Origin of the sequence: Streptomyces sp. Go-475 (assembly GCF_003330845.1) — a bacterium.
Taxonomy (GTDB): domain Bacteria; phylum Actinomycetota; class Actinomycetes; order Streptomycetales; family Streptomycetaceae; genus Streptomyces.
The window spans coordinates 7,448,829-7,471,087 of the sequence record NZ_CP026121.1 but is presented as its reverse complement, the minus strand read 5'-3'; the positions used below and the strand labels follow the sequence as shown (position 1 = coordinate 7,471,087).

15 protein-coding genes and 1 tRNA gene are annotated in these 22,259 nt (G+C 73.5%); 5 read left to right on the top strand and 11 right to left on the bottom strand.

Annotation, left to right across the window (positions count from 1 at the left end; translation table 11 throughout):
- Positions 1–119 precede the first annotated feature (119 nt).
- From C1703_RS33925 to C1703_RS33895, 7 genes are all read right to left on the bottom strand, one after another.
- Positions 120–2,006, bottom strand: coding sequence for a DUF2075 domain-containing protein (locus tag C1703_RS33925; RefSeq protein WP_114256422.1), 1,887 nt, complete (start codon positions 2,004–2,006; stop codon positions 120–122).
- Between the two features lie 371 nt (positions 2,007–2,377).
- Complete coding sequence (gene fusA / locus C1703_RS33920) at positions 2,378–4,420, bottom strand: elongation factor G (protein ID WP_114256421.1); 2,043 nt, start codon at positions 4,418–4,420, stop codon at positions 2,378–2,380.
- 334 nt (positions 4,421–4,754) lie between these two features.
- Complete coding sequence (locus C1703_RS33915) at positions 4,755–5,669, bottom strand: YceI family protein (RefSeq protein ID WP_114256420.1); 915 nt, start codon at positions 5,667–5,669, stop codon at positions 4,755–4,757.
- A gap of 138 nt (positions 5,670–5,807) precedes the next feature.
- Positions 5,808–6,650: an NAD(P)H-binding protein gene (locus C1703_RS33910; RefSeq protein ID WP_114256419.1), complete on the bottom strand. Its 843-nt coding sequence runs from the start codon at positions 6,648–6,650 to the stop codon at positions 5,808–5,810.
- A gap of 70 nt (positions 6,651–6,720) precedes the next feature.
- Positions 6,721–7,788 (bottom strand): maleylacetate reductase, encoded by a 1,068-nt coding sequence (locus tag C1703_RS33905; protein WP_114256418.1) that lies wholly within the window; start codon positions 7,786–7,788, stop codon positions 6,721–6,723.
- A complete protein-coding gene (locus C1703_RS33900) occupies positions 7,785–8,654 on the bottom strand; it encodes an intradiol ring-cleavage dioxygenase (RefSeq protein WP_114256417.1) in 870 nt (289 codons plus the stop codon). Before C1703_RS33900 ends, C1703_RS33905 begins: the two co-directional genes overlap by 4 nt.
- A gap of 47 nt (positions 8,655–8,701) precedes the next feature.
- Positions 8,702–10,441, bottom strand: coding sequence for an FAD-dependent monooxygenase (locus tag C1703_RS33895; RefSeq protein WP_114256416.1), 1,740 nt, complete (start codon positions 10,439–10,441; stop codon positions 8,702–8,704).
- 165 nt (positions 10,442–10,606) lie between these two features.
- Between C1703_RS33895 and C1703_RS33890 the strand changes: the two genes are divergently transcribed.
- A complete protein-coding gene (locus C1703_RS33890) occupies positions 10,607–12,433 on the top strand; it encodes a helix-turn-helix domain-containing protein (protein WP_114256415.1) in 1,827 nt (608 codons plus the stop codon).
- Between the two features lie 19 nt (positions 12,434–12,452).
- Here C1703_RS33890 and C1703_RS33885 read toward each other — a convergent pair whose 3' ends face one another.
- Complete coding sequence (locus C1703_RS33885) at positions 12,453–12,962, bottom strand: MarR family transcriptional regulator (protein WP_232840674.1); 510 nt, start codon at positions 12,960–12,962, stop codon at positions 12,453–12,455.
- A 163-nt stretch (positions 12,963–13,125) separates the two neighbouring features.
- On the opposite strand from C1703_RS33885, the gene C1703_RS33880 reads away from it, so the two are divergent.
- From C1703_RS33880 to C1703_RS33870, 3 genes are all read left to right on the top strand, one after another.
- Positions 13,126–14,841 carry an ABC transporter ATP-binding protein gene (locus C1703_RS33880; RefSeq protein ID WP_232840673.1) on the top strand — a complete coding sequence of 572 codons (1,716 nt, stop codon included), beginning with the start codon at positions 13,126–13,128 and terminating at the stop codon, positions 14,839–14,841.
- Complete coding sequence (locus C1703_RS33875) at positions 14,838–16,697, top strand: ABC transporter ATP-binding protein (RefSeq protein WP_114256414.1); 1,860 nt, start codon at positions 14,838–14,840, stop codon at positions 16,695–16,697. The genes C1703_RS33880 and C1703_RS33875 overlap by 4 nt, the downstream gene beginning before the upstream one ends.
- A 155-nt stretch (positions 16,698–16,852) precedes the next feature.
- Positions 16,853–18,049: an MFS transporter gene (locus tag C1703_RS33870; protein ID WP_114257722.1), complete on the top strand. Its 1,197-nt coding sequence runs from the start codon at positions 16,853–16,855 to the stop codon at positions 18,047–18,049.
- An 86-nt stretch (positions 18,050–18,135) separates the two neighbouring features.
- On the opposite strand, the gene C1703_RS33865 is transcribed toward C1703_RS33870, so the two are convergent.
- A tRNA-Leu gene (locus C1703_RS33865) sits at positions 18,136–18,223 on the bottom strand.
- A gap of 142 nt (positions 18,224–18,365) precedes the next feature.
- On the opposite strand from C1703_RS33865, the gene C1703_RS33860 reads away from it, so the two are divergent.
- On the top strand, positions 18,366–19,697 hold the full coding sequence (locus C1703_RS33860; protein ID WP_114256413.1) for a DUF2254 domain-containing protein: 1,332 nt from the start codon (positions 18,366–18,368) through the stop codon (positions 19,695–19,697).
- Between the two features lie 69 nt (positions 19,698–19,766).
- Here C1703_RS33860 and C1703_RS33855 read toward each other — a convergent pair whose 3' ends face one another.
- Positions 19,767–21,308 (bottom strand): aldehyde dehydrogenase family protein, encoded by a 1,542-nt coding sequence (locus C1703_RS33855; protein WP_114256412.1) that lies wholly within the window; start codon positions 21,306–21,308, stop codon positions 19,767–19,769.
- Positions 21,309–21,364: 56 nt separating this feature from the next.
- Positions 21,365–22,249, bottom strand: coding sequence for a succinate--CoA ligase subunit alpha (sucD, locus tag C1703_RS33850; protein ID WP_114256411.1), 885 nt, complete (start codon positions 22,247–22,249; stop codon positions 21,365–21,367).
- Positions 22,250–22,259: the final 10 nt, after the last annotated feature.

The window sequence follows — 22,259 nt, the reverse complement described above, 5'->3', positions numbered from 1 at the left end:
GTCGGGCCGCGACCGGTACCGGTGATCTTAGGTGCGTGGCCTCCCCGGCAGCCGTTTCCAAGCCACCGTGCCCACGTCACGAACGGATCGTCGCGAGGCCACGCAAACGGACAGCCCGCTCACGCCCCCACGGTTGTGAGGCGAGGCCGGCCCGTCAGCTCCCGTAGCTTGTGCTGGGTCTCCGCGTCCGTGGAGTAGACGACCGTGCCCACCATGCCTCGGGTGAGGAGAACCTTGTAGGTGTTGCGGATCAGGCGGTCGACGTCCGCGTCGGGGGTCGACCGCTTGAAGACGGGGTCCTTGGATGCCGTACGGTCGGTGATCCAGCGGTCACCGCGCCACACCAGGTCGGGTCCGATGATGACGCCGGACCAGTCGTACTCGAAGCCCTGGGCCGTGTAGACACAACCGATCTGGCCGAAACCCGCCGGGTCCGTCGCCCACAGGGCGGAGGGCGGAGCCCCGGACACGGAGCGGTCGCCCCGCAGGTTCCACGGACGGGCCCAGTCGCCGATGCGCACGTCGGCCGGAAGGGGCTCTCCCGGCTTGGGTTCGGGAGACCAGGGCCAGCAGTAGCCCGCGGACATCCGGGCGCCATAGCCCTGGCCGCGCCGCCCGTCCAGGAAGGATTCCATCTCCTGCGGGCTCTCGGCCACCACCAGTTGCATGCGGTCGTCGGGGTCCCACACCACCGGCCCGCCAGGCTCCAGTCCCAGCAGGCGTACGACCCAGCGCAGGTAGGCGTCGCTCCCGCCGCAGCGGAACTGGCTGTCGAGCGGTACGACGTGACAGGTCAGTCCCCTGCGCGCGGCTGCCGCCTTGATGTCGTCGACCCGGCCCATCTCCCCGGGGCGGACGACCTGGTGTTCGTCGAGGAGGAAGACGGGCACCTTGGCTACGTCCAGCAACTCGTCGATCTGCCGTTTCCCGGTCCGGTGCGCGGCCGGCGTGTACCGGTTGGCGGACGTCTCACGGATGCGGTGTGCCTCGTCGCAGATCACGACGTCCAGGCTGTTCTTCTCGGCCGTCATGAAGCTGTTGAAGTACTTGAACAGCTCCTGTACCTCCCGCTTGCGGGAGCCGGCCACCTTCCGCATGGTCTTGGTGAACGACTGGGACCCGGTGGCGTGCAGGGCCGGGACGCCCTGCCGGTACAGCTCGCCGAGCAGGGAGAGAGCGATGACGCTCTTGCCGGTGCCGGGGCCGCCGGTGACGACCACGACCTCCTTGTGGTCCGACCTCTTGGCCCTGCGCACGGCGTTCAGCACCATGCGGTACGCGACCTGCTGTTCGTCGAGGAGGACGAACTGCTCACGCTCGCGGACCTCCTGCGCCGCCACCGACATGAGTTGCTTGGACGGTACGGTCTTCCCGGCCAGCAGTTCGTCGGCGGCCCGGGCGCCGGGCCGCTTGTCACTGAGCCTCGTACGAAGATGGTCGAGGAACTCGCCGCGCCGGTCCCCGGTGAACAGCAGGCCGTGCTCGTCGGACTCGATGGCGCGCAGGCCACCCACCCCGAACTCGGTCGCGTTGTGCAGGAACGCGGCTCCGCTGACCCGACGTGGATGCTCGGCCACCGCGCCATTGAAGTTGACCAGGTACTCGCAGTAGCGGCGTACCTGCTCGATGGGGTTGAGAACCGGGTGAGGGTAGGCGTCCACGTGACACAGTGCCGGGTCCTCCTCGTCCGGCTCGGCCTGGCTCCACTGCTTCAGCTCCACCACGACGTACGACGGCTCGCCCGTCACCGGGTGGACACCGGCGAGGACGGCATCGGCGCGCTTGCTGTTCAGCGGGAGCGCGTACTCCAGCATGATCTCCACGTCACCGAGCCCCGCGTCGTTGAGCGCGGCCGACAGGGCGGGGATGCTCCGCTCCCAGGAGCGCGCCTCCGAGGGGCCGGGCCGGTAGCCGTGCACGTGGGTGAACTGCTCGGTGAGATGGAGGTAGAGCGAATGGTCGAGCGCCATGGCGGCGACCGATGCGGCAGACGCGCGGAACAGCAAGGACTTCCCCCGGGCAGCACGAACTGACTCGTGCGGGTGGGGGCATGTCCTTCGAGACTCCACCGAGGTGGAGCGGAAGCCCGTCGGGCCGCGATGACTACGCTTCCGAGGTTACCTGGGAGGCGGAGGCCGCCCGTACCGCCCCTGCCCTCTACCCCGCCGTTCATGGATCGGGGTGATCTCCCAGCCCGTGCCGGCGCGTGGGACGCCTTCGCGGCGGATGGCTCGGGCGTAGGTGGCCGGTCCGACGGGTCGTCGGCACACGGGGCGCCGCGTCGGGGACGTCCACAGTGCCGTCGGCGGTGGTTGCGTACCCGTAGAGCGGCGGGCCGGCCCCTCCCCCACGCGAAGGGAAGGGGCCGGCCGTCGTCCTACCGGACCGCGGTGGCGGTCGGCGTCGGTGCGTAGCCCGTGGGCCGGGCCGTGAAGGTGCCGCGGCCCTGGGTGCGGCTGCGCAACCGGGTCGCGTAGCCGAACAGTTCGGCCAGCGGCACGGTGGCGGTGACGACCGCCGCGCCCGCACGGGTGACCGAGCCGGTCACCCGCCCGCGCCGGGCGGCGAGGTCGCCGAGCACGCCGCCGACCGCGTCCTCGGGCACCGTGACGGTGACCTCGGCGACCGGCTCCAGCAGGACCATCGCGCAGGCGCGCAGGGCCTCGCGGAGACCGAGCCGGCCGGCCGTGCGGAACGCCGTGTCCGAGGAGTCCTTCACATGGGTCGCCCCGTCGGTGAGCGTCACGCGCAGCCCGGTCACCGGGTGCCCGCCGAGTGGCCCCTCGCCGAGGGCGTCCCGGCAGCCGGCCTCGACCGCCCGGACGTACTCCTGCGGCACGCGCCCGCCGACGACGGCCGAGCGGAAGTCGAAGCCTCCCTCCGCGTACGGCTCCACGTCGAGGACGACATGGGCGAACTGTCCCGCGCCGCCGTCCTGTTTGACGTGCCGGTACACCAGCCCGGACACACCCCGGCCGACGGTCTCCCGGTAACTGACCCTCGGTCGGCCCACGGCGACCTCCAGCCCGAGGTCGCGCCGGAGTTTCTCCACGGCCACCTCCAGGTGCAGTTCGCCCATGCCCGACAGCAGCGTCTGCCCGGTCTCCGGGTCGGTCCGCACGTCCAGCGACGGATCCTCCTCGGACAGCCGTGCCAGTCCCGACGCCAGACGGTCGGTGTCGCCGGCCCGGCGGGACTCGACCGCGACCGACACCACCGGCTCGGGCACCCCGGGGGGTTCCAGCACGAGCGGGGCGTCCGGCGCGCACAGCGTCGAGCCGGCCCGGGCCGACTTCAGCCCGACGACGGCGACGATGTCACCGGCGACCGCACGGTCGAGGGGCGCGTGCCGGTCGGCCTGGACGCGCAGGATCCGGCCGATCCGCTCGGTGCGCCCCGCACTCGCGTCCCACAGCGTGTCTCCCTTCTCGATCGTCCCCGAGTAGATCCGCAGGTACGTCAGCCGCCCGGTGGGGGTGGCGTGCACCTTGAACGCGAGCGCGGCCGGCGGCGCCGCCGGGTCGGCGGGCCGTTCCCGCACCTCGCCGCCGTGCGTGCCCCGGACCGGCGGCACGTCCAGCGGCGAGGGCAGGTAGGCCACCACGGCGTCCAGCAGCGGCTCGACTCCGCGATCGCGGTAGGCGGAGCCGCACAGCACGACCACGCCCTCGCCGCTCCGGGTCAGGTCCCGCAGCGCCGCGGAGAGGGTCCGCTCGCCGAGCGTGCCCGTGGCGCAGAACTCCTCCAACGCGCCGGGGTGGAGTTCCGCCACGGCCTCCTCCAGCGCCCGGCGGCGGGCGCCGGCCTCCTCCCGCAGGTCGTCGGGCACCGGCCCCTCCTCCAGGGTGTCGCCGCCGGGCCACCGCAGCGCGCGCATGCGCACCAGGTCGACGACGCCGGTGAAGGCGTCCTCCGCGCCGATCGGCAGCTGCACCACCAGCGGGGCCGGGTGCAGCCGCTCCCGGATCGACGCCACGGCCGCGTCGAGGCCGGCACCGGCGCGGTCCATCTTGTTGACGAACGCGATCCTCGGCACGCCGTGCCGGTCGGCCTGCCGCCACACCGACTCGCTCTGCGGCTCCACCCCGGCCACCGCGTCGAACACGGCCACCGCCCCGTCGAGCACCCGGAGGGCACGCTCCACCTCGTCGGCGAAGTCGACGTGCCCCGGGGTGTCGATCAGGTTGATCCGGTGGCCGTCCCAGGCGCAGCTCACCGCCGCGGAGAAGATGGTGATGCCCCGGTCCCGCTCCTGCGGGTCAAAGTCGGTGACGGTGGTGCCGTCATGGACCTCGCCGCGCTTGTGCGTGGTTCCGGTGGCGAACAGGATCCGTTCGGTGACGGTGGTCTTGCCGGCGTCGACGTGGGCGAGGATGCCGAGGTTGCGGACGGCGGCGAGCGGGTTGTGGTGGGTGCGCACGGCCCAGGGCCTTTCGAGGCGATCGGGAAAGGGGCAGCGCGATTCCGGGCGAAGGAGATCCGACGGCACACACGCCTCGGTCTGCTGACGGCATGTCAGCAGACCCAGGCGCTGTTCAGGCGTTCGTCCCGGTCATCCGGCGCCGGCCGCGCAGCGGGCACCGGAGCGACGAGGACACGAGGATCACCTCGTAGCGCGGCAGGGAGACGGCGGCAACGGTGTGGTCACGCATGGCCGTCTCCCTTCGTCGTCACGGTGGCGCGTTCGCTCGGTCGTGGGCGGCGCCGGGTCTGTGCCGAGTGTAGGAAGGGCGGAAGGGGCGGGGCCAGGGAATTTATTCCGGCGGGGTCGGGGTGTCGTGGGTGCGGTACATCGCCTGGACGTCCAGCTCCAGTTGCACCGTCGGGCCGACCACCGCGATGCCCCGGGCCAGCATGGAACGCCAGTTGAGCGTGTAGTCCTCGCGGTGCAGCTCCGCCGTCGCCAGGGCCGCGCAGCGCAGTTCCTGTCCGTAGCCGCCGTTCACCGTGCCCAGGTACGTCGTGTCGAGCGCGACCGAGCGGCTCACGCCGTGCATCGTGAGCGAGCCCTGCAGCGTCCACTTGCTGCCGCCCCGGTAGGCGAAGCGGGCGCTCGTGAAGTCGATGTACGGGAAGCGTTCGACGTCCAGGAAGTCGGCGGACCGCAGGTGGTTGTCGCGGGTGGTGTTGCCGGTGGTGATGCTGGAGGCGTCGATGCGGACGTGGACGCGGGAGTGCGCCATGTCCTGGGCGATCTGGATGCCGCCCTCGAAGCGTTCGAAACGGCCGTGGACGTTCGCCATGCCGACGTGCTTGGCGATGAACCGGATCGCGGTGTGCGGCGGGTCGAAGAGCCAGGTCCCGGGGGTCGGTAGCTGGAGGGCCTCGGCCGGTGCCAGCCAGACGCGCTCGGTGGGCGTCGACGCGTCCGCCACGGCCTCGATGGTCTCGCGGTGCGGCCGCAGGCCCTCCGCCGAGATGAGCAGGCTGTAGCGGCCCGGCGGCAGCGCCGCGAGGAAGTAGCCGTACGGGTCGGTCGTCCCGCGGGCGGCGACACGGTGGGTGTCCAGGGCGGTGACGGTGACGTCCGCGGCCGGCAGGGGCGAGCCCATCGGGTCGACGACCTCGCGGGCCACGGCACCGGCACCGGACGGAAGGGGGAGGGCGAGGCCCGCCGCTGCGGCGGAGGTGCTCTTGAGCCACCGGCGCCGGAGCAGTGCGAGGGCCATGTGGTTCACCTTTCTTCGGGTGTGCGCCCGTACGGCGGCGGTTCAGCGCACGCCGCACGGCCGCACCTTGCTGCGGTCACACCCCCTCGTCGATCCTGACGGACCGGGCTCCGGCACGGGTGTCTCATTACGAGACAGTCAGGACCGCTCCCGGAAGACGTCCGCGTGCTCGGCGGCCCACTGGGCGAAGGTCCGCGCCGGGCGGCCGGTGACCTTCTCGACGGTGCCCGCGACGGTACGGCCCGCCTCGGGGGTGTTGCCGTACACCTCCAGCAGGAAGCCGATGACGTCCTCCGGGAGGTACGCCGCCCGCCACTTCGCGACGGCCTCCTCCTCGGTCAGCTCGACCAGGGTGATCTCCCGGCCGGCGGCGGCCGCGATCGTCTTCACCTTGTCGCCGACGGTGAGCACCTCGGGGCCGGTGATCACGTACTCCTGGCCTCCGTGCCCCTCCTCGGTGAGCGCGACCGCGGCGACGGCGCCGATGTCGGCCTCGTGGACCATGGCGCTGAGCCGGTCGACGAACGGCTCGCGCACCTCGCCCGCGGCGACGATCCCGTCCGCCCACTCCAGGGCGTTGGCCATGAACTCGACCGGCATGAGCACGGTCCAGCTCACCCGGTCGTCGGCGCGCACCGCGTCCTCCAGCGGGGTGGGCCCGCCGCCGTGCAGCACGGTGATCCGGCGGACGCCGGCCGCGTGGGCCAGGTCCAGGACGCGCGGGCCGGTCTCCAGCGGGGCGAAGGCGGCCCCGCCGAAGGTGATCAGGTGGAGGCCGGTGATCCCCTCCAGGGCCGGGACCAGGCTGTCCGGTGCGGTCAGGTCGCCCTCGGCGATCTCGACACCGGCGGGGAGGTCGGCCTTCGCGGCGTCGCGGGTGAGGGCGCGGACCTCGTGGCCCCGGGCGAGCAGTTCGGCGACGACCTGGCGGCCGACGGTTCCGGTGGCACCGGCGACGAGGATCTTCTGCGTCTGAGTCATGCCACGACCGTAGGAGGCCTTGCGGTCATCTTCTGTCCGCAAGGGGCTGTTCAGCGATACCGTCGGCGGGCTACGGGGGGCCTCCCCGGTACGCCGCCCGCAGTACGGACCGCACCCCGTCCGCGGTCACCGGGCGCGGGTTGGCGTACGGCTCGCCGGCGATCCGGTCCGCCGCCGGGGCCACGTCGCCCTCCGCGAGGCCGAGTTCGGCGAGGGACCGCGGTGCGCCGAGGCGGCCGGTCAGCTCCCACAGGGCGCGGGGCACGTCGTCGGCGCCTACCGCGCGGCGCAGTACGGTCAGCGCTGGCGGGGCGGCTGGGGCGTTGAAGGCGACGGCGTACGGCAGGACCACGGTGTGCGTCTCGGCGTGCGGCAGCCCGTAGCCGCCGCCCAGCACATGGCAGACCTTGTGGTGCAGCCCCATCGTGGTGGCGCCCAGGCACGCGCCGCACAGCCACGCCGCGTACAGCGCCCTGCCGCGCGCGTCGAGGTCGTCGGGGGCGGCGGCCAGCCGCGGCAGCGCCTCGGTCATCGCCCGCACGCCCTCCTCGGCCATGACCGAGACCAGCGGCGAGGCGTCCGGGGCGTACAGCGCCTCGACGGCGTGCGCGAGCGCGTTGACGCCGCTGGTCACGGTCAGCGACAGGGGCAGGGAGAGGGTGAGCCGCGGGTCGTAGACGACGCTGCGGGGCTGGACGACCGGGTCGCGGCCGGTGCGCTTGGTGCCGTGCTCGGTCAGGCCCCAGACCGGGGTCATCTCGGAGCCGGAGTAGGTCGACGGCACGGCGATCAGCGGCAGTCCGGTGCGCAGGGCGATGGCCTTGCCGAGCCCGATCGCGGAGCCGCCGCCGACGGCGACGCAGCCGTCCGCCCCGGCCGCCCGGACCGCCGCGACGGCCCGTTCCGCGTCCTCGACGGGTACGTGCATCCGGGCCTCGGCGTGCACTCCCACGCAGCTGTCGCCGAGCGCGTCCGCGACGCTCCGGGCGACGGGCTCGCCCCGGCGGCCGCACACCACGAGCAGCCGCCGCAGCCCGAGGCGCGCGGCCTCGCCCGGGGTCGCGGTGACGGCCGCGCCGGGCCGGAACACGACCCGCGCGGGCCGGGTCTCGTAGGTGAACTCCTCCTGGAACGTCATGCCGTGCGCTCCAGTACGAGGTCGAAGTCGGCGTGCCGGAAGGGGTTCGGCACGCCGAACTCCCGGGCGAGGGCCGGGTCGTCGGTCTCCGCGAAGTCCTGGACCAGGCTCTGCTTCACCGCGAACACGGCGTCGGAGTCGAGGTAGTCGCCGCCGGCGACGAAGATGTGCGTGGTGACGGGCGTGTGTCCGTCGGCCGTGGCGATGAAGTGGATGTGCGCGGGGCGGTAGGGGTGCCGTCCGGTCGCGCGCAGCAGGCCGCCCACGGGTCCGTCGGTGGGGATGGGGTAGGCCGCCGGGACGCAGGTGCGGAACCAGAAGCGGCCCTCGGCGTCGGCGGTGAACAGGCCGCGTCCGTTGCCGGAGGGCTGCACGCCGGGCTGCTGGACGTCGTAGTAGCCCTTGTCGTCGGCCTGCCAGACGTCGACGCGGGCGCCGGGCAGGGGTGTGCCGTCCGCGGAGCGCACCCGGCCGCTGACCACACAGGGTTCGCCGCCGCCGACCAGGTCGATGTCGGCGCCGAGTTCGCGGACCGGCGACTCGGTCAGGTGGAAGGGGCCGAGCACGGTCGACTCGGTGGCGCCGGGCGCGTGGTGGCCGTGGAGGGTCTCCACGAGCATGGAGAGGCCGAGCACGTCCGACAGCAGGATGAACTCCTGCCGGGTGTCGGTGCAGGCCTGCCCGGTCGCGGTGAGGAAGCCGATCGCCTGCTCCCATTCCTCCTGGGTGAGGCGCGTCTCGCGGGCGAAGTCGTGCAGATGGCGGACGAGCGCGGTGAGCAGCTCGCGCAGCCGTGGGTCGTCGGTCGTGCGGAGGCTGGCCAGGGCCTGCTCGGTGACGTCGGTCCCGGTCGCGTCGGTGGTCATCCCCGCTCCTCGTCGTCGACGTGCGCTTCTTCCATGATGGCGCGCGCTCAGGCGTGCCCGAGGATCCGCCGCAGCGCGTCGGCGAGCCGTTGTGCGGCGTCCGGGGCGGCGGTCGCGTGGCGGAAGGCGACGAAGCCGTCCGGGCGTACGAGCAGGGCGCCCGCGTCGGAGGTCTCGCGCAGGCGTGCCCAGTCGCCGTAGGGGTCCTCGTACTCCTGCCCCGGGCCGATCACCACGGTGGCGATCTCGATGTCCTGGGCCTCGGCCGCCCGTACCCAGTCCTCTCCCCCGATGCCGGTCAGCAGGGTGAAGCGGCCGCGGCCGACCGTGTCGAGGGTGGAGAGGGTGCGGGTGCCGGAGGTGATCCAGGCGTGCGGGAGCCGGGCGCCGGGGCGGGAGGACGGCTGGTGGTGCAGCTCCTGGTCGCGGGTGAAGCCGGGGTCGGGCGTGCCGTCCGGGACGATCGCGTCGGAGGCGTAGCGCTGGTTGAGGTCGACGCCGTGCGCGTTGAACTCGTACACCTTGAAGGCGATCGCCTCCCGCAGCCGGGTGCGCTGCTTCTCGGCGGCCTCGGTGGCGTCCTTGCGGGCGGCGATGTTGGCCCACAGCTGCTCGGGGGTCTGCGGGGAGAGCCCGTCGAGGGCCTCGAAGACCGGGGCGGTCTCGCGGATCGACCGGTTGGCGCGGCTGACGATCTGCCGGCCGACCGGGGCGCGTTCGGCGGTGTAGCTGTCGAGCAGCCGGGGGTGGGCGGTGCCGTCGAGGACGAGCTTGAGTTTCCAGGCCAGGTTGTAGGCGTCCTGGATGGAGGTGTTGGAGCCGAGGCCGTTGGACGGCGGGTGCCGGTGCACGGCGTCGCCGGCGCAGAAGACCCGGCCGTTCGCGTACCGCTCGGCGTACATCTCGTTGACGGTCCACGCCGAGGACGACTTGATCGTCACCGGGATGTCGTCGTCGCCGACGAGCTTGCGGACGATCGACTCGGCGTACTCGGTGGTCAGGTCGGGCGCGCCCGCGCCGACGTCGTACCCCCAGACGATCAGCCACTCGTTCCAGGGGCGGACGCAGCGGACCAGGCCCGCGCCGATGCCGCCGACCGTCGCGCCGGGGGCGAGGACCCAGTAGAGGGTCGAGGGGCGGTGGGCGGTGTACTGCGCCAGGTCCGCCTCGAAGACGATGTTGATGCTGCCGGCCACGCCCATCTGGCCGCCCATCGGCAGCCCGGCGTCCGCGGCGACCTTCGAGCGTCCGCCGTCGGCGCCGATCAGGTACTTGGCGCGGATCTCGTACGTGTCCCCGCGCAGCCGGTCGCGGACGGTGGCCGTGACGCCGTCGGCGTCCTGGGTGTGGGAGAGGTACTCGGTCTCGAAGCGCAGGCGGGTGCCGCGGGCGACGGCCGCGTGGACGAGGACCGGCTCCATGAGGTGCTGCGGCAGGTCGCACATGCGGGTGGGGCTGGCCAGTTCGTGCTCGGCCTGCACGAGCGGGTCGTTGCCCCAGGAGCGGACGCGGCCCAGTTCCTCGCCCGCCAGGCTGGTGCAGAAGGTGGTGTTGCCCATGAGGTGCTGCGGGGTCGCCTGGGCGACGACCTCCTGCTCCACGCCGAGGTCGCGCAGCACCTCCATGGTGCGCTGGTTGGTGATGTGCGCGCGGGGGGTGTCGGCGAGGCTCGCGTAGCGGGTGACGACGATGTTGGGCACGCCGTAGGTGCTCAGGGCGAGCGCGGCGGAGGCACCGGCCGGGCCGCTGCCCACGATCAGGACGTCGGTGTCGACGACGGGGGACACGGGGCGCTCCTGCGGGGGGCATGGGGGCGGACAAGGGGACAGACATCGAGCGCTCATGATCATGGAGTGGCCGGGCGGGCGGTGGGTGTCTCATTACGAGACACCTCGGAGCGGCCGACCCGGGGTTGTTGCCTGTTCAACCGAACCGGCTACGGTGTGTATGCCGTGACCACGACAGAGCCCTCCGCCCCAGCCGCCCCCGCGGCCGCCGCCCGACCCTCGCTGCGTCTCGCCCGCGAACGGTTCCTGGCGGGGGAGCAACTGCCGGGGGGCGTACCGGAGGAGGTCGTCGCGGCGTGGCGACGGGCCCGGTTCTTCGGCGTGCCGCACGACTTGGCGGAGCCGACCGGGGATCCGGGACGGCCGGAGGAACTGGCCGCGGATGCGGGACGGCCGGTGGAGTCGGACGGGGATCCGGTGCGGCCGGTGGAGTCCGCGCTGCTCGTCGCCGCCCGGCCGGTGCTGGAGCGGATCGTGCCCGCCCTGGGCGCGGGCCGCTCACTGCTCGTTCTCACCGATGAGCGGCTGCGCGTGCTGTGGTCGGCGGGGAGCGTGCCCGGGCTCGGTCGGTGCCCCGTGCTGGCGGAGCAGGAGGTCGGCAACAACAGCGCGGCGCTCGCCCTGCGCACCCGGCGGCGGGCCGAGGTGCACGGACCCGAGCACTTCCTGGACCGCTGGCAGGACGTGTCCGCCGTGAGCGTCCCGGTGCTCGCCCCGGAGAACGGCCAGGTGCTCGGCACGCTGACCGTCGCGTCACGGCCGTGCACCGCGCGTCCGCCGCACCCGCAGGCGGCACTCGCCGAGGCCGCCGCCGCGGCGGTCGAGACGGAACTGCGGGCGCGGGCGGGGCGGGCCGAGCGGGCGCTGCTGGACGCGTATCTGCGGGCGGCGCGGGGCAAGGACCGCGCCGTGGCCGCCCTCGACGGCCGCAACCGGCTGATCAGCGACGCGGCGCAGGGACTGCTGACGCCCGAGGTGCTCGGGGCGCTGGAGCGGGCGGCGGTCGCGGCGCGTCATGCGGAGGTCCCGGTCCGGATCGAGGCGGAGGAGACAGTGCCGTCCGGCGGCTTCGCGGCGTTGCCCGACAGCGCCGGATGCAGCGCGCGGATCACCCCCGTGCGTCTGGACGGCAGCGTCATCGGGGTCGTGGCCGTCCTGGCACCGCTCGGCGATCCGGAGCCCTCGACGTCGGGCTCGCCGTTCCCGCCGGTCGCCCTGGCCGGTTCCTCGGTGCCGTGGCGGCACGCCGTCGGGCGGGCGGTCGAGCTGGCGCGTTCACGGGAGCCGCTGCTGCTGACCGGTGAGCGCGGGACGGGCAAGTCCGCGCTGGCACGGGAGTTGCTCGGGCCGGGCGACGTCCAGGTCGTCGATGCCGCGCGGGACGCCGGGCTCGACCGGATCCTGCCCGCGTGGCAGGCGGACCGGCCGCTCCTGCTCCGGCACGCCGAGCGCCTCGCGCAGCCCGGCGTGGCGGCGCTCAACTCCCTGCTCGACACGCACCCGGACGCCCCGCTGCTGGTCACCTACACGCCCGGCGCACCGGCCGGCCCCTGCCTCCAGCGCCTGCTGGACAAGCTGTCCGCCCGCTCGGTGCCCCTGCCCCCGCTGCGGGAACGCGTCGAGGACGTACGGGAGTTGCTGTCGGCCCTGGCGCCCCGCCCGGCGCCCGGGCAGCCGCCGCTGACCTGGACCCTGGACGCCCTGCGCGCGTTGGAGCGCTACCCGTGGCCCGGGAACGTCACCGAGCTGGCCCACGTCGTCCGGGCCCTGGCGGAGCACCGGCGCGCGTCCGGTCCGGTCCGCCGCGCGGAACTGCCGGATCCCGTACGGGACGGACCGGCCGCGCGGCCCCTCAGCCCGATGGAGCACGCCGAGCGCGCCGCGATCCTGGAGGCACTGCGCCGCCACGGCGGCAACAAGGCCCGCACGGCGGCGGCGCTGGGCATCGGCCGGGCGACGCTCTACCGCAAGCTGCGGGGATACCGGAGCTGAGGGGCCCGCCGGCGCCCCGTCACGAACCGTCCCGCTCCTGCCTGCTGGTACCTCGGTCCTCCTCGGAGCCCCCGTGCCGACCGCTGGTTCCGGGCGCGGTCTCGGCCAGTCGCACCATCAGGCCGGCGGCGAGTTCGAGCACGCCGCGCTCTGTCGGGGTCAGGGTCGTCAGGGCCGACGCGAGCCAGCGGTTCCCCTCCTGCACGTGTCCGTCGAGCGCCTCGATGCCGAGGTCCGTGATGGCGATGTCCTGGCTCCGGCGGTCGTTGCGGTTGGTGGACCGGACGATGCGGCCGCGTTCCTCCAGTTCGTTCAGGACGCGGGTCAGGGACTGCGGCTGGAGCCCTTCGATCGCGGCAAGGGCCGTGGGGGTCAGCGGCCCGTCATGGCGCAGGTTGGCCAGCACCGAGGCGGACATGCGGGTGAGCGCCTGGCCGCGGCCCGGGTGTCGCGCGCGCAGGCGCGAGGCCAGCCGCGACACGCCGAGCCGCAGCGTCTCGGCCGTACGCAGGTCGTCTTCAGCTTCCACGTTACCAAGCTAACACTTCCCATCCTCTCGTGAAGTGGCTTGATTCGATGGATCAGGGCGCGCATTTAGGATGCATTCACTTGCCATTTGGGAAGGGGAGAGCCAGGGTGGAGACACCGGCTCCGCCCGGCGTGGTCGCCGTTCTCGGGAGGACCTCTTGCTCATGCACGTCAGCCGCCCCCCGCGGTTCCGCCTCGGTCTGGTGGCGCTGCTGCAGACCGGGCAGGTGCTGGCGACGCTCCGGCTCCCCGCGCTGAACGCGGACGTCATCGACGACGGCGTGCTCGCGGGCGACGGTCACCGGATCGCCGAACTCGGCCTCGTGATGTGGGCGGTGACGTGCGTCCAGGTTCTCTGCGCGGGCTGCGCGGCCTGTCTGAGCGCCTCGGTGGCGCTGACCTGGGGGCGGGAGCTGCGCCAGGCCGTCTTCTCCCGGATCCTGGCCCTCCCGGCCCACGAGGTGAGCCGTATCGGCCGGGCCGGTCTCGTCACCCGCTCCACCCAGGACGTGCAGCAGATCCAGCAACTCGCCCTCAACGCCCTGACGGTGATCGTGGTCGCCCCGCTCACCGCCGTCGGCGGCATCGTCATGGCCCTGCGCCAGGACGCCGTGCTGGGCCTCGTGCTGTCGGTGGTCCTGCCGACGCTCACCGTGGCGCTGTGGCTGGTCCTGCGCCGGACGCTGCCGCTGTCGGCCGCCGTGCAGCGGCGCCTGGACCGCGTCAACCAGGTCATGCGGGAACGCCTCGCGGGCCTGCGCACCATCCGGTCGTTCGACCGCGACAGCCATGAGGAGGCTCGTTTCCGGACCGCCGACCGGGCGATGCTGCGCAGCGGTCTCGCACTCGGCCGGGCCCAGGCCCTGGTCATGCCGGCGTCCACCGTCGTCATCGAACTGTCCTCGGTCGCCGTGCTGTGGTTCGGCGGTGTGCGCGTGGCCGCGGGCGAGGTGCGGATGGGCACCGTCGTCGCCTTCCTGCACTACCTGTCCCTGATGCTCCAGGCGGTCATGATGGCCATGGGCGTGTTCCTCCAGGCCTCGCGCGCCGGGGCGAGTGTCGGGCGGGTGCGGGAGGTGCTGCGGACCCGCGCCACCCTCGACCTGCCGCGGCAGAGCGAGGTCCGGCCGCTCCGCCGGGCGGGAGTGGCGCTCCACTCCGTGGACTTCCGCCACCCTGGCGCCCGGTCGGCCGCGCTGCACGCGGTCTCGCTGACCGTGGCTCCCGGCGAGACGGTCGTCCTGACCGGGCCGGTCGGCAGCGGCAAGACGACCCTGCTGCACCTGGTGGCCCGGCTCGGCGATCCCGACGGGGGCAGGGTCACCGTGGGCGGGCGGGACGTGCGCGCACTGGACCGCGACACGCTCGCCGCGGCCGTCGGCCTCGTCACGCAGCGGCCGTACCTGTTCTCCGGCACCGTCGCCGACCACCTGCGGCGGGGAGCGCCCGACGCCGACGACCGCGCGCTGTGGCGGGCCCTGGAGCTGGCGCAGGCCCGTGACTTCGTCGAGGCCACCGGGCACGGGCTGGACACCCCGGTGAGCGCGGGCGGCGCCAACCTGTCCGGCGGCCAGCGCCAGCGGCTGGCCATCGCCCAACTGCTCCTCAAACGGCCGCCGGTGTGCCTCCTCGACGAGCCCTTCTCCGCCCTGGACGCCGGCACCACGGCACGGTTGCGCGCCGCCCTGGACGTCGGGACACGCGGGGCCGCGCGCCTCGTCGTCTCCCAGCACCTGGCGACGCTGCGTGCGGCGGACCGCGTGGTCGTGCTGGACCGGGGCCGCGTGGTCGGCCAGGGACCGCACGCCGACCTCCTGGCGGCCAACACCGCCTACCGGCAGCTCGTGCTCGCTCGCGGCGGCCGTACGGAGGCGTCGTGACGCGCGGGGAGGACCGTACCGACGGGCCCGGGGGGAAGGCGCCGTCCGTCCGGCCCGGGCTGCGACTGGTGGCCGCCACGCCCGCTGCGCGCGCCCGGCTGGTCGCCTGCCTCCTGCTGAGCGCGCTCAGCGTGGCCCTGTCCCTGGTCGTCCCCCTGCTGCTGGGGGCGGCCACCGATCTCGTCGTGGCCGGTGTGCGCGAGGCCGGGGGCGTCGACCTCGCGGCGGCGGGCAGGCTCCTGCTACTGGCCGCGGTGCTCGTGCTCGGTTCGGCGGCCGCCGCCTGGGGGCGTGGGCGGCTGGCGCAGTCCGTGGCGCAGGGCACGGCCTACCGGCTGCGGGAGGCGGTCTCGGCCAAGCTGTCCCGGCTGCCGATGGCGTACCTCGACGCCCGACCGCGCGGTGACGTCCTGTCGAGGCTGACGAACGACACCGAGAACACGTCGACGACCCTCCAGCAGGCCCTCACGCAGATCACCGCCGCCCTGCTCACCCTCGTGGGACTGCTCGCCGCCATGCTGTGGCTGTCCCCGGCCCTCACGCTGGTGGCGCTGGGCATGCTGCTGGCGTCCACGCTCGTCACACGGGCCCTCGCACGCCGCTCCCGTCCGCGGTACGCGCAGCAGTGGGACGCCGTCGGCGAGGTGAACGCCTTCGTCGAGGAGACCGTCACGGGGCACACCGAACTGGTGGCCGGGGGGCGGACGGACCGGGCCGAGGAGGCGTTCGGCGAGCGGAACCGCCGGCTGTACCGCGCCGGACTGCGGGCCCAGTTCCTCGCCGGTGTCATGGGGCCCGCGACGACGTTCGCCGGCTCTCTCGGCTATGTGCTCGTCGCGGTCCTGGGCGGCCTGCGGGCGGCGAGTGGCGACCTGTCCGTCGGTGACGTCCAGGCGTTCGTCACCTACACGCTCCAGCTCGGCGGGCCGGCGTCGGCCGTCGCCTCCGCCGTCGGCGTGCTGCAGTCGGGCCTGAGCTCGACCCGGCGCGTCCTGGCGCTGCTGCACGCGCCGGAGACAGCGCCGCCGGTCCCGGCGCCCTCACCCAAGTGCGAACGCGGTGTCACGGCCTCGGGGCAAGTGCGGTTCGACGGCGTCACCTTCGGCTACACGCCCGACCGCGTGCTCTTCGAGGACCTGTCGTTCACCGCGGGGCCCGGGGAGACGGTGGCGATCGTCGGCCCCACCGGCGCCGGCAAGAGCACGGTGGTGAATCTGCTCCTGGGGTTCTACGCGCCCTGGTCCGGGCGCGTCCTGCTCGGGGGCACGGACATCGCGGCGCTGCCCCGCGACGTCCTGCACCGGCGGGTCGGGGTCGTGCTCCAGGACCCGTGGCTGTTCACCGGAACCGTCGCCGAGAACATCGCCTACGGGGTCGGCGAGGCGAGCGAGAACGACATCCGGCGGGCGGCGCGGGCGGCCTGCGTCGACCACTTCATCCAGGCCCTGCCCCACGGCTACGCGACGGTGGTGGGCGAGGACGGCGGCGGACTCAGCACCGGGCAGCTGCAACTCGTCGCCCTGGCCAGGGCCTTCCTCGCCGACCCCGAGGTGCTGGTGCTGGACGAGGCGACGAGTGCGGTGGACGCCCGTACCGAGGCACTGATCCGCGAGGCCTCCGCGCGCCTGCGCCGCGGACGGACCAGCGTCGTGATCGCCCATCGACTGTCCACGGTCAGGGACGCGGACACCCTGCTGGTCATGGAGGAGGGCCGCGTCGTCGAGCGGGGCGGGCACGACGAACTGACGGCGCGCCGCGGCCGGTACGCCACGCTGCACGCCCGGCTCGACGGCGCCGACGACGGCATCGGCGCCGGGCCGCCCGGACTTTCACGGACCCCACCGCCTGAGGTGTGAGTGGCACCATGAGCGAACTCGGGCCGCGCGCCCGGCAGACCGGCGCCGACCCCGCCCGCAATCCCCCCGCCCCCTCCCGAAAGGCCACCCCCGCGCCCATGAGCGACGACCCTTCCATACTCGCGTTGCGGGAGCCCGGCTCCGAGCGGCGGCGGATGCCGAGCGGGCTCGTCGCGCTGGCGCTCGGCGGGTTCGGCATCGGCCTGACCGAGTTTCTGATCGCCGGGCTGCTGCCCCAGGTGGCGTCGAGTTTCGCCGTGTCCGAGGCGGCTGCGGGCTGGCTGATCTCCGGGTACGCGCTGAGTGTCGCGGTCGGGGCCATCGCGCTGACCGCGGCGACCGCACGGCTGCCCCGCAAGCAGGTCCTGATCGGCCTGGTGGCGCTGTTCGTCCTCGGCAACCTGCTGTCCGCGATCGCGCCGAGCTACCCGGTGATGCTGCTCGGGCGGATCGTCGCGGCGCTGTGCCACGGTTCGTTCTTCGGGATCGGCTCGCTGGTCGCGCGCGCTCTGGTCGCGCCGGAGAAGAAGTCCCAGGCCGTGGCGATCATGTTCGCCGGACTGACCCTCGCCAACGTGCTGGGCGTGCCGTTCGGCGCGCTGGTCGGTGAGCGGTGGGGCTGGCGGGCGGCGTTCTGGGCGGTGACCGCGATCGGCGTGCTCGCGCTGGCCGGTATCGCCGCCCTGGTCCCCGCCTGGGCGGGCCAGGCGCCGCCGGGGAAGCCCCAGGACGGTGCCGCTCCGGTACCACCCCTCGGCCTGGCGGCTCAGTTCCGGGCGTTCCGGTCCTGGCAGGTCTGGCTGACCCTCATCGCCACAGCGCTCGGTTACGGCGGGATGTTCGGCGCGTTCAGCTACATCGCCTACACGTTCACCGAGGTCAGCGGCTTCGCACCGGCCGATGTCGCCTGGCTGCTGATGATGTACGGCGTCGGCCTGGTCGTCGGGAACCTGGTCGGGGGGCGCGCGGCCGACCGCGATCGCGACCGGGCCCTGGTCCTCGCCCTGCTGGCGCTCACCCTCACCCTGGTCCTGTTCGGCCTGCTGGCCGAGAGCGCGGTCGCCTCGGTGGTCCTGGTGTTCGTGCTGGGGGTGACGGGGTTCGCCAGTGTGCCCGGCATGATCACTCGCGTCACCGACTACGCCCACGGGGCGGCGCTGGCCGCCAGCGCCAACGTGTCGGCGTCCAACGTCGGCAACGCGCTGGGGGCCTGGCTCGGGGGCCTGGCCATCAGCGCGGGCCTCGGCTACACCGCACCGCTGTACGTGGGCGCCGGCATCGCCCTGGTGGCCACCGTCGTCATGGTGATCGCCGCGCGCCGGGTCGCGGGGCGGGACGGATCGGGTACGTAGCGCGCGGCGACCGCAGGAGGAGTCTCGAGAAGCCGACTGCACGGAAAAGGTGCCGACCATGATCTGGTCGGCACCCTTTGTGTCGCTGGTGTCCGAGGGGGGACTTGAACCCCCACGCCCGATAAAGGGCACTAGCACCTCAAGCTAGCGCGTCTGCCATTCCGCCACCCGGACCAGGTGTCTGCCGCCTTGCCAGGGGTGTTCCCCGCGGCGACAGGGACAACAATACCAAGGTTTCGGAGTGCCTTTCACCTGCGTTTCCGTCCGCCGGGCGGGGGTCCGGGACCTCGGGGTCCGATGCGCCTAGGGTCGCACCATGAGTGACTGGATGGTTACCCAGAGCCCTCCCGCGGGGCGTCGCCCGCGTGCGCTGTCGCCGCTGAGGGAGCATCTGCGGGACACGTTCTGGTTCGCCCCCACCGCGGCGATGGTGAGCGTCTTCGTGGTCTGGGTGGCCGCGCAGGCGCTCGACACGGCCGTCGTCGACGCGCTCAAGGAAGAGGGCGACCACGAGACGCTCGACGAGCTGCTGCGGTTCTCGGAGGACGCGAAGGCCGTGGTGAGCGCGGTCGGCTCGGCGATGATGACCTTCATCGGGGTGGTGTTCAGCATCTCGCTGGTGGCGGTGCAGATGGCGAGCGGACAGTTCACGCCGCGCGTGGTGCGCCTCTTCGTACGGAGCCGGATCACCAAGGCGACCTTCGCGGTCTTCCTGGCGACGTTCGTGCTGACCCTGCTGGTCCTGACCTCCTTCGAGACGGCCGGCGATCCCCGTGCCGTCACGTCTGTGCCGCTGGTGCAGTCCGTCCTCACGCTCTGCATGGTCGCGCTCAGCCTGCTGCTCTTCGTGCTGTACGTGAACACCACCCTGCGGCTGATGCGGATCAGCCATGTGATCGCGCGGATCGCCACGGAGTCCTTCCGGGTGGCCGCCTCGATGCCCGTGCCGGAGGGCGGGCAGGACGCCGCCCCGCTCGGTTCGGCGACCGCGTGGGTGACGCACGAGGGCCGGGCGGGGGTGCTGCGGGACGTGCACATCGCGCGGCTGGTGCGGGTGGCGCGCACGCACGGGGTGGTGCTGCGGCTGATTCCGCGGATCGGGGACTTCGTGGTGCCCGGTACGCCCGTGCTGGCGGTGCACGGCGGGGCCGCGCCACCGCGCAGGGCGCTGCGCTACACGATCGCGGTGGGAGTGGAGCGGACCTACCACCAGGATCTCGGCTTCGGGCTGCGCCAGTTGTCCGACATCGCGCTGCGCGCCCTGTCGCCCGCGATCAACGATCCGACGACGGCCGTCCAGGCCCTGGACCGTGTCGTGCAGTTCCTGGCCGCGCTGAGCCGGCATCCGCTGGAGGCGGTGCCGCACCGGGACCGCGGTGGGACGGTGCGGCTGGTGCAGCCCGTGCCGGGGTGGACGGAGCTGGTGGATCTCGGGTTCGCCGAGGTGCGGGGGTGCGCCGCCGGGAGCCCGCAGGTCTCACGGCGCATGCTGGCCGGACTCGACGACCTGCTCCTGCTCGCGCCCCCGGAGCGGCGCGAGCCGCTGCTACGCCACCGCGAACTGCTCCGCCAGGCGGTCGCCCGCACCGCACCGACCGCGGCGGACCGCGCGTTCGCCCTGCGCCCGGACCGACAGGGCATCGGCTGAGCACCTCCCCGGTGCCGTCCGGCGCCGGGAACCCGCGGGGCGGGCCCGCGCCGGACGCACCGCCCTTGGTCACGGCACGAGCTGGTACTCCGGGAAGTTCCCCGGGAGCCGCTCCCCCGCCGGGCCCCGTGTCACCGCGCGCACCAGCAGTTCGCCGCCGACGAACGCGCCGCGCCAGGACGCGCCCAGCCCGCCGAACAGCTCGTCGCGGTCGCCGCGGGAGCGGGGCCGGCCGTGGCCGACCTTGAACGCGCGGATGTGCGGGGCGAGCCGCTCGTAGGTGGCCCGGTCGTCCGTGGACAGCGTGGCCACCAGCGCGCCGTTCGAGGCGTTCATCGCGGCCAGCAGTTCCGCTTCCGTGTCGACCAGGACGATCGTGTCGACCGGGCCGAACGGCTCCGCGTGGTGCAGCGGAGAGGACGAGGGCGGGTTGAGGAGCGTGACCGGCTGGACGTAGGCCGAGGTGTCCTGGCCGGGCAGGAACCGGGCGTCGGCCTGACTGCCGCGGTGCAGGGGCACGGCGCCGCGCTCGAGCGCCTCGGCGATCTGGTCCTGCAGTTCCTTCGCCTTGGCCGCGTTGATCACCGGACCGAAGTCCAGCTCCGGGTAGGGGTCGTCCCGCTTCTCGACGGCGAGCGGGTGGCCGACCCTGAGCGTGCGGACCGCCGGGAGGTACGCCGCCAGGAACGCGTCGAACAGCTGCCGCTGGACGACGAAGCGCGGGTAGGCCGTGCAGCGCTGCTTGCCGTAGTCGAAGAGCTTCGGGATCACCGCGGTGAGCGTGTCCCAGTCCGAGTAGTTCCAGATGCCCCAGGTGTTGAGTCCTTCCTGTTCGAGTACGTGTCGTTTGCCGAGGTCGGCGACGGCCGTGGCCACCGCGGCGCCGGTGTCGCGGCCGCCGACGAAGGAGACGCAGCCGATCTCGGGCGCCCGCACCAGCGCCTGGGACAGCTCGCCTCCGCTGCCGCTGACGAGGGTCGCGGGGATCCCCTCGCGGGCGGCGAGCGCGCAGGCCAGGGTCAGGCAGGCGACACCGCCGTCGGTCGGGGTCTTGGCGATGACCGCGTTGCCTGCCAGTGCCTGCACCAGCATGGCGTGAACGAGCACGCTCATCGGGTAGTTCCAGCTGGCGATGTTGGACACCGGGCCGTCCAGCGGGGCCCGTTCGGCGAGCATCGGCTCGATGCCGTCGACGTACCAGCGGACCCCGTCGATGGCCCGGTCGACGTCCGCCTGGGCGAGCCGCCAGGGCTTGCCGATCTCCCAGACGAGCAGCAGCGCGAGCAGTCGCCGGTGTTCGGCGAGGGCGTCGAGGGTGGCCGCGACGCGGGCCCGGCGCTCCTCCAGTGGGACGTGCCGCCAGGCCCGGTGCTGGTCGAGGGCCGCGCGCACTGCCTGGCGCGCGGTCGTCCCGTCCAGGCGCGGCGGGCCGGCGATGGGACTGCCGTCGACCGGGCTGACGGCGGGCAGGACCCGGCCGTCCTCCTGCCAGTCGGCGTTCCAGAGGTTGAGGACCCGGTCGTCCCGGAAGGCCTCCGGGGCGACGGCGAGGCAGCGCTGCCACGCCTCGGGCCAGGACGTGCCGGATTTGAGGGTGAGGGTGGGTGCCATGGGGTTGCTCCGCTCTCGGTGCACGGTCGGGGGCGGGGGCGGGAGGTCCTGGCTCGCTACCGCTGCTCCTCGAGACGCGCCAGCACGAGTTTCGCGGTCTCGGTCGGTGTGCTGCCCACGCTCACCCCGACCGCCTCCAGGGCCTCCTTCTTCGCCTGCGCCGTACCGGAGGAGCCGGACACGATCGCGCCCGCGTGCCCCATGGTCCTGCCCTCGGGCGCGGTGAACCCGGCGATGTAGCCGACGACGGGCTTGGTGACGTGCTCGCGGATGTAGGCCGCCGCCCGTTCCTCGGCGTCGCCGCCGATCTCCCCGATGAGGACGATCAGTTCGGTGTCGGGGTCGTCCTGGAAGGCGGCGAGGCAGTCGATGTGCGTGGTGCCGACGACGGGGTCGCCGCCGATGCCGACGCAGGTCGAGAAGCCGATGTCGCGCAGCTCGTACATGAGCTGGTACGTCAGCGTGCCCGACTTGGAGACCAGCCCGATGCGGCCGGGCTTGGTGATGTCGGCCGGGATGATGCCCGCGTTGGACTGGCCCGGGGTGATGAGGCCCGGGCAGTTGGGGCCGACGATGCGGGTGCCCTTCTGCCGGGCGTACGCGGTGAAGGCGACGGAGTCGTGGACGGGGATGCCCTCGGTGATGACGACGGCGAGCCCGATGCCGGCGTCGGCGGCTTCCACGACGGCCGCCCTGGCGAAGGCCGGCGGCACGAAGACGACGGTGACGTCCGCCCCGGTCGCGCGCATGCCGTCGGCGACCGAGCCGAAGACGGGCACGGCACGCTCGTCGAAGTCGGCGGTGCGGCCGGCTTTGCGCGGGTTGACGCCGCCGACGACGTTCGTGCCGGCCGCGAGCATCCGCCGGGTGTGCTTCATGCCCTCGCCGCCGGTCATGCCCTGGACGAGGACCTTGCTCTCCTTGGTGAGGTAGATGGCCATGGCGTTCCCT

Bases quoted from the DNA above. Each gene is read 5' to 3' on its own strand.
- C1703_RS33915 (WP_114256420.1), bottom strand. From the start codon at position 5,669: ATGGCCCTCGCACTGCTCCGGCGCCGGTGGCTCAAGAGCACCTCCGCC.
- C1703_RS33910 (WP_114256419.1), bottom strand. From the start codon at position 6,650: ATGACTCAGACGCAGAAGATCCTCGTCGCCGGTGCCACCGGAACCGTC.
- C1703_RS33905 (WP_114256418.1), bottom strand. From the start codon at position 7,788: ATGACGTTCCAGGAGGAGTTCACCTACGAGACCCGGCCCGCGCGGGTC.
- C1703_RS33900 (WP_114256417.1), bottom strand. From the start codon at position 8,654: ATGACCACCGACGCGACCGGGACCGACGTCACCGAGCAGGCCCTGGCC.
- C1703_RS33880 (WP_232840673.1), top strand. From the start codon at position 13,126: ATGCACGTCAGCCGCCCCCCGCGGTTCCGCCTCGGTCTGGTGGCGCTG.
- C1703_RS33870 (WP_114257722.1), top strand. From the start codon at position 16,853: ATGCCGAGCGGGCTCGTCGCGCTGGCGCTCGGCGGGTTCGGCATCGGC.
- C1703_RS33860 (WP_114256413.1), top strand. From the start codon at position 18,366: ATGAGTGACTGGATGGTTACCCAGAGCCCTCCCGCGGGGCGTCGCCCG.
- C1703_RS33855 (WP_114256412.1), bottom strand. From the start codon at position 21,308: ATGGCACCCACCCTCACCCTCAAATCCGGCACGTCCTGGCCCGAGGCG.
- sucD (WP_114256411.1), bottom strand. From the start codon at position 22,249: ATGGCCATCTACCTCACCAAGGAGAGCAAGGTCCTCGTCCAGGGCATG.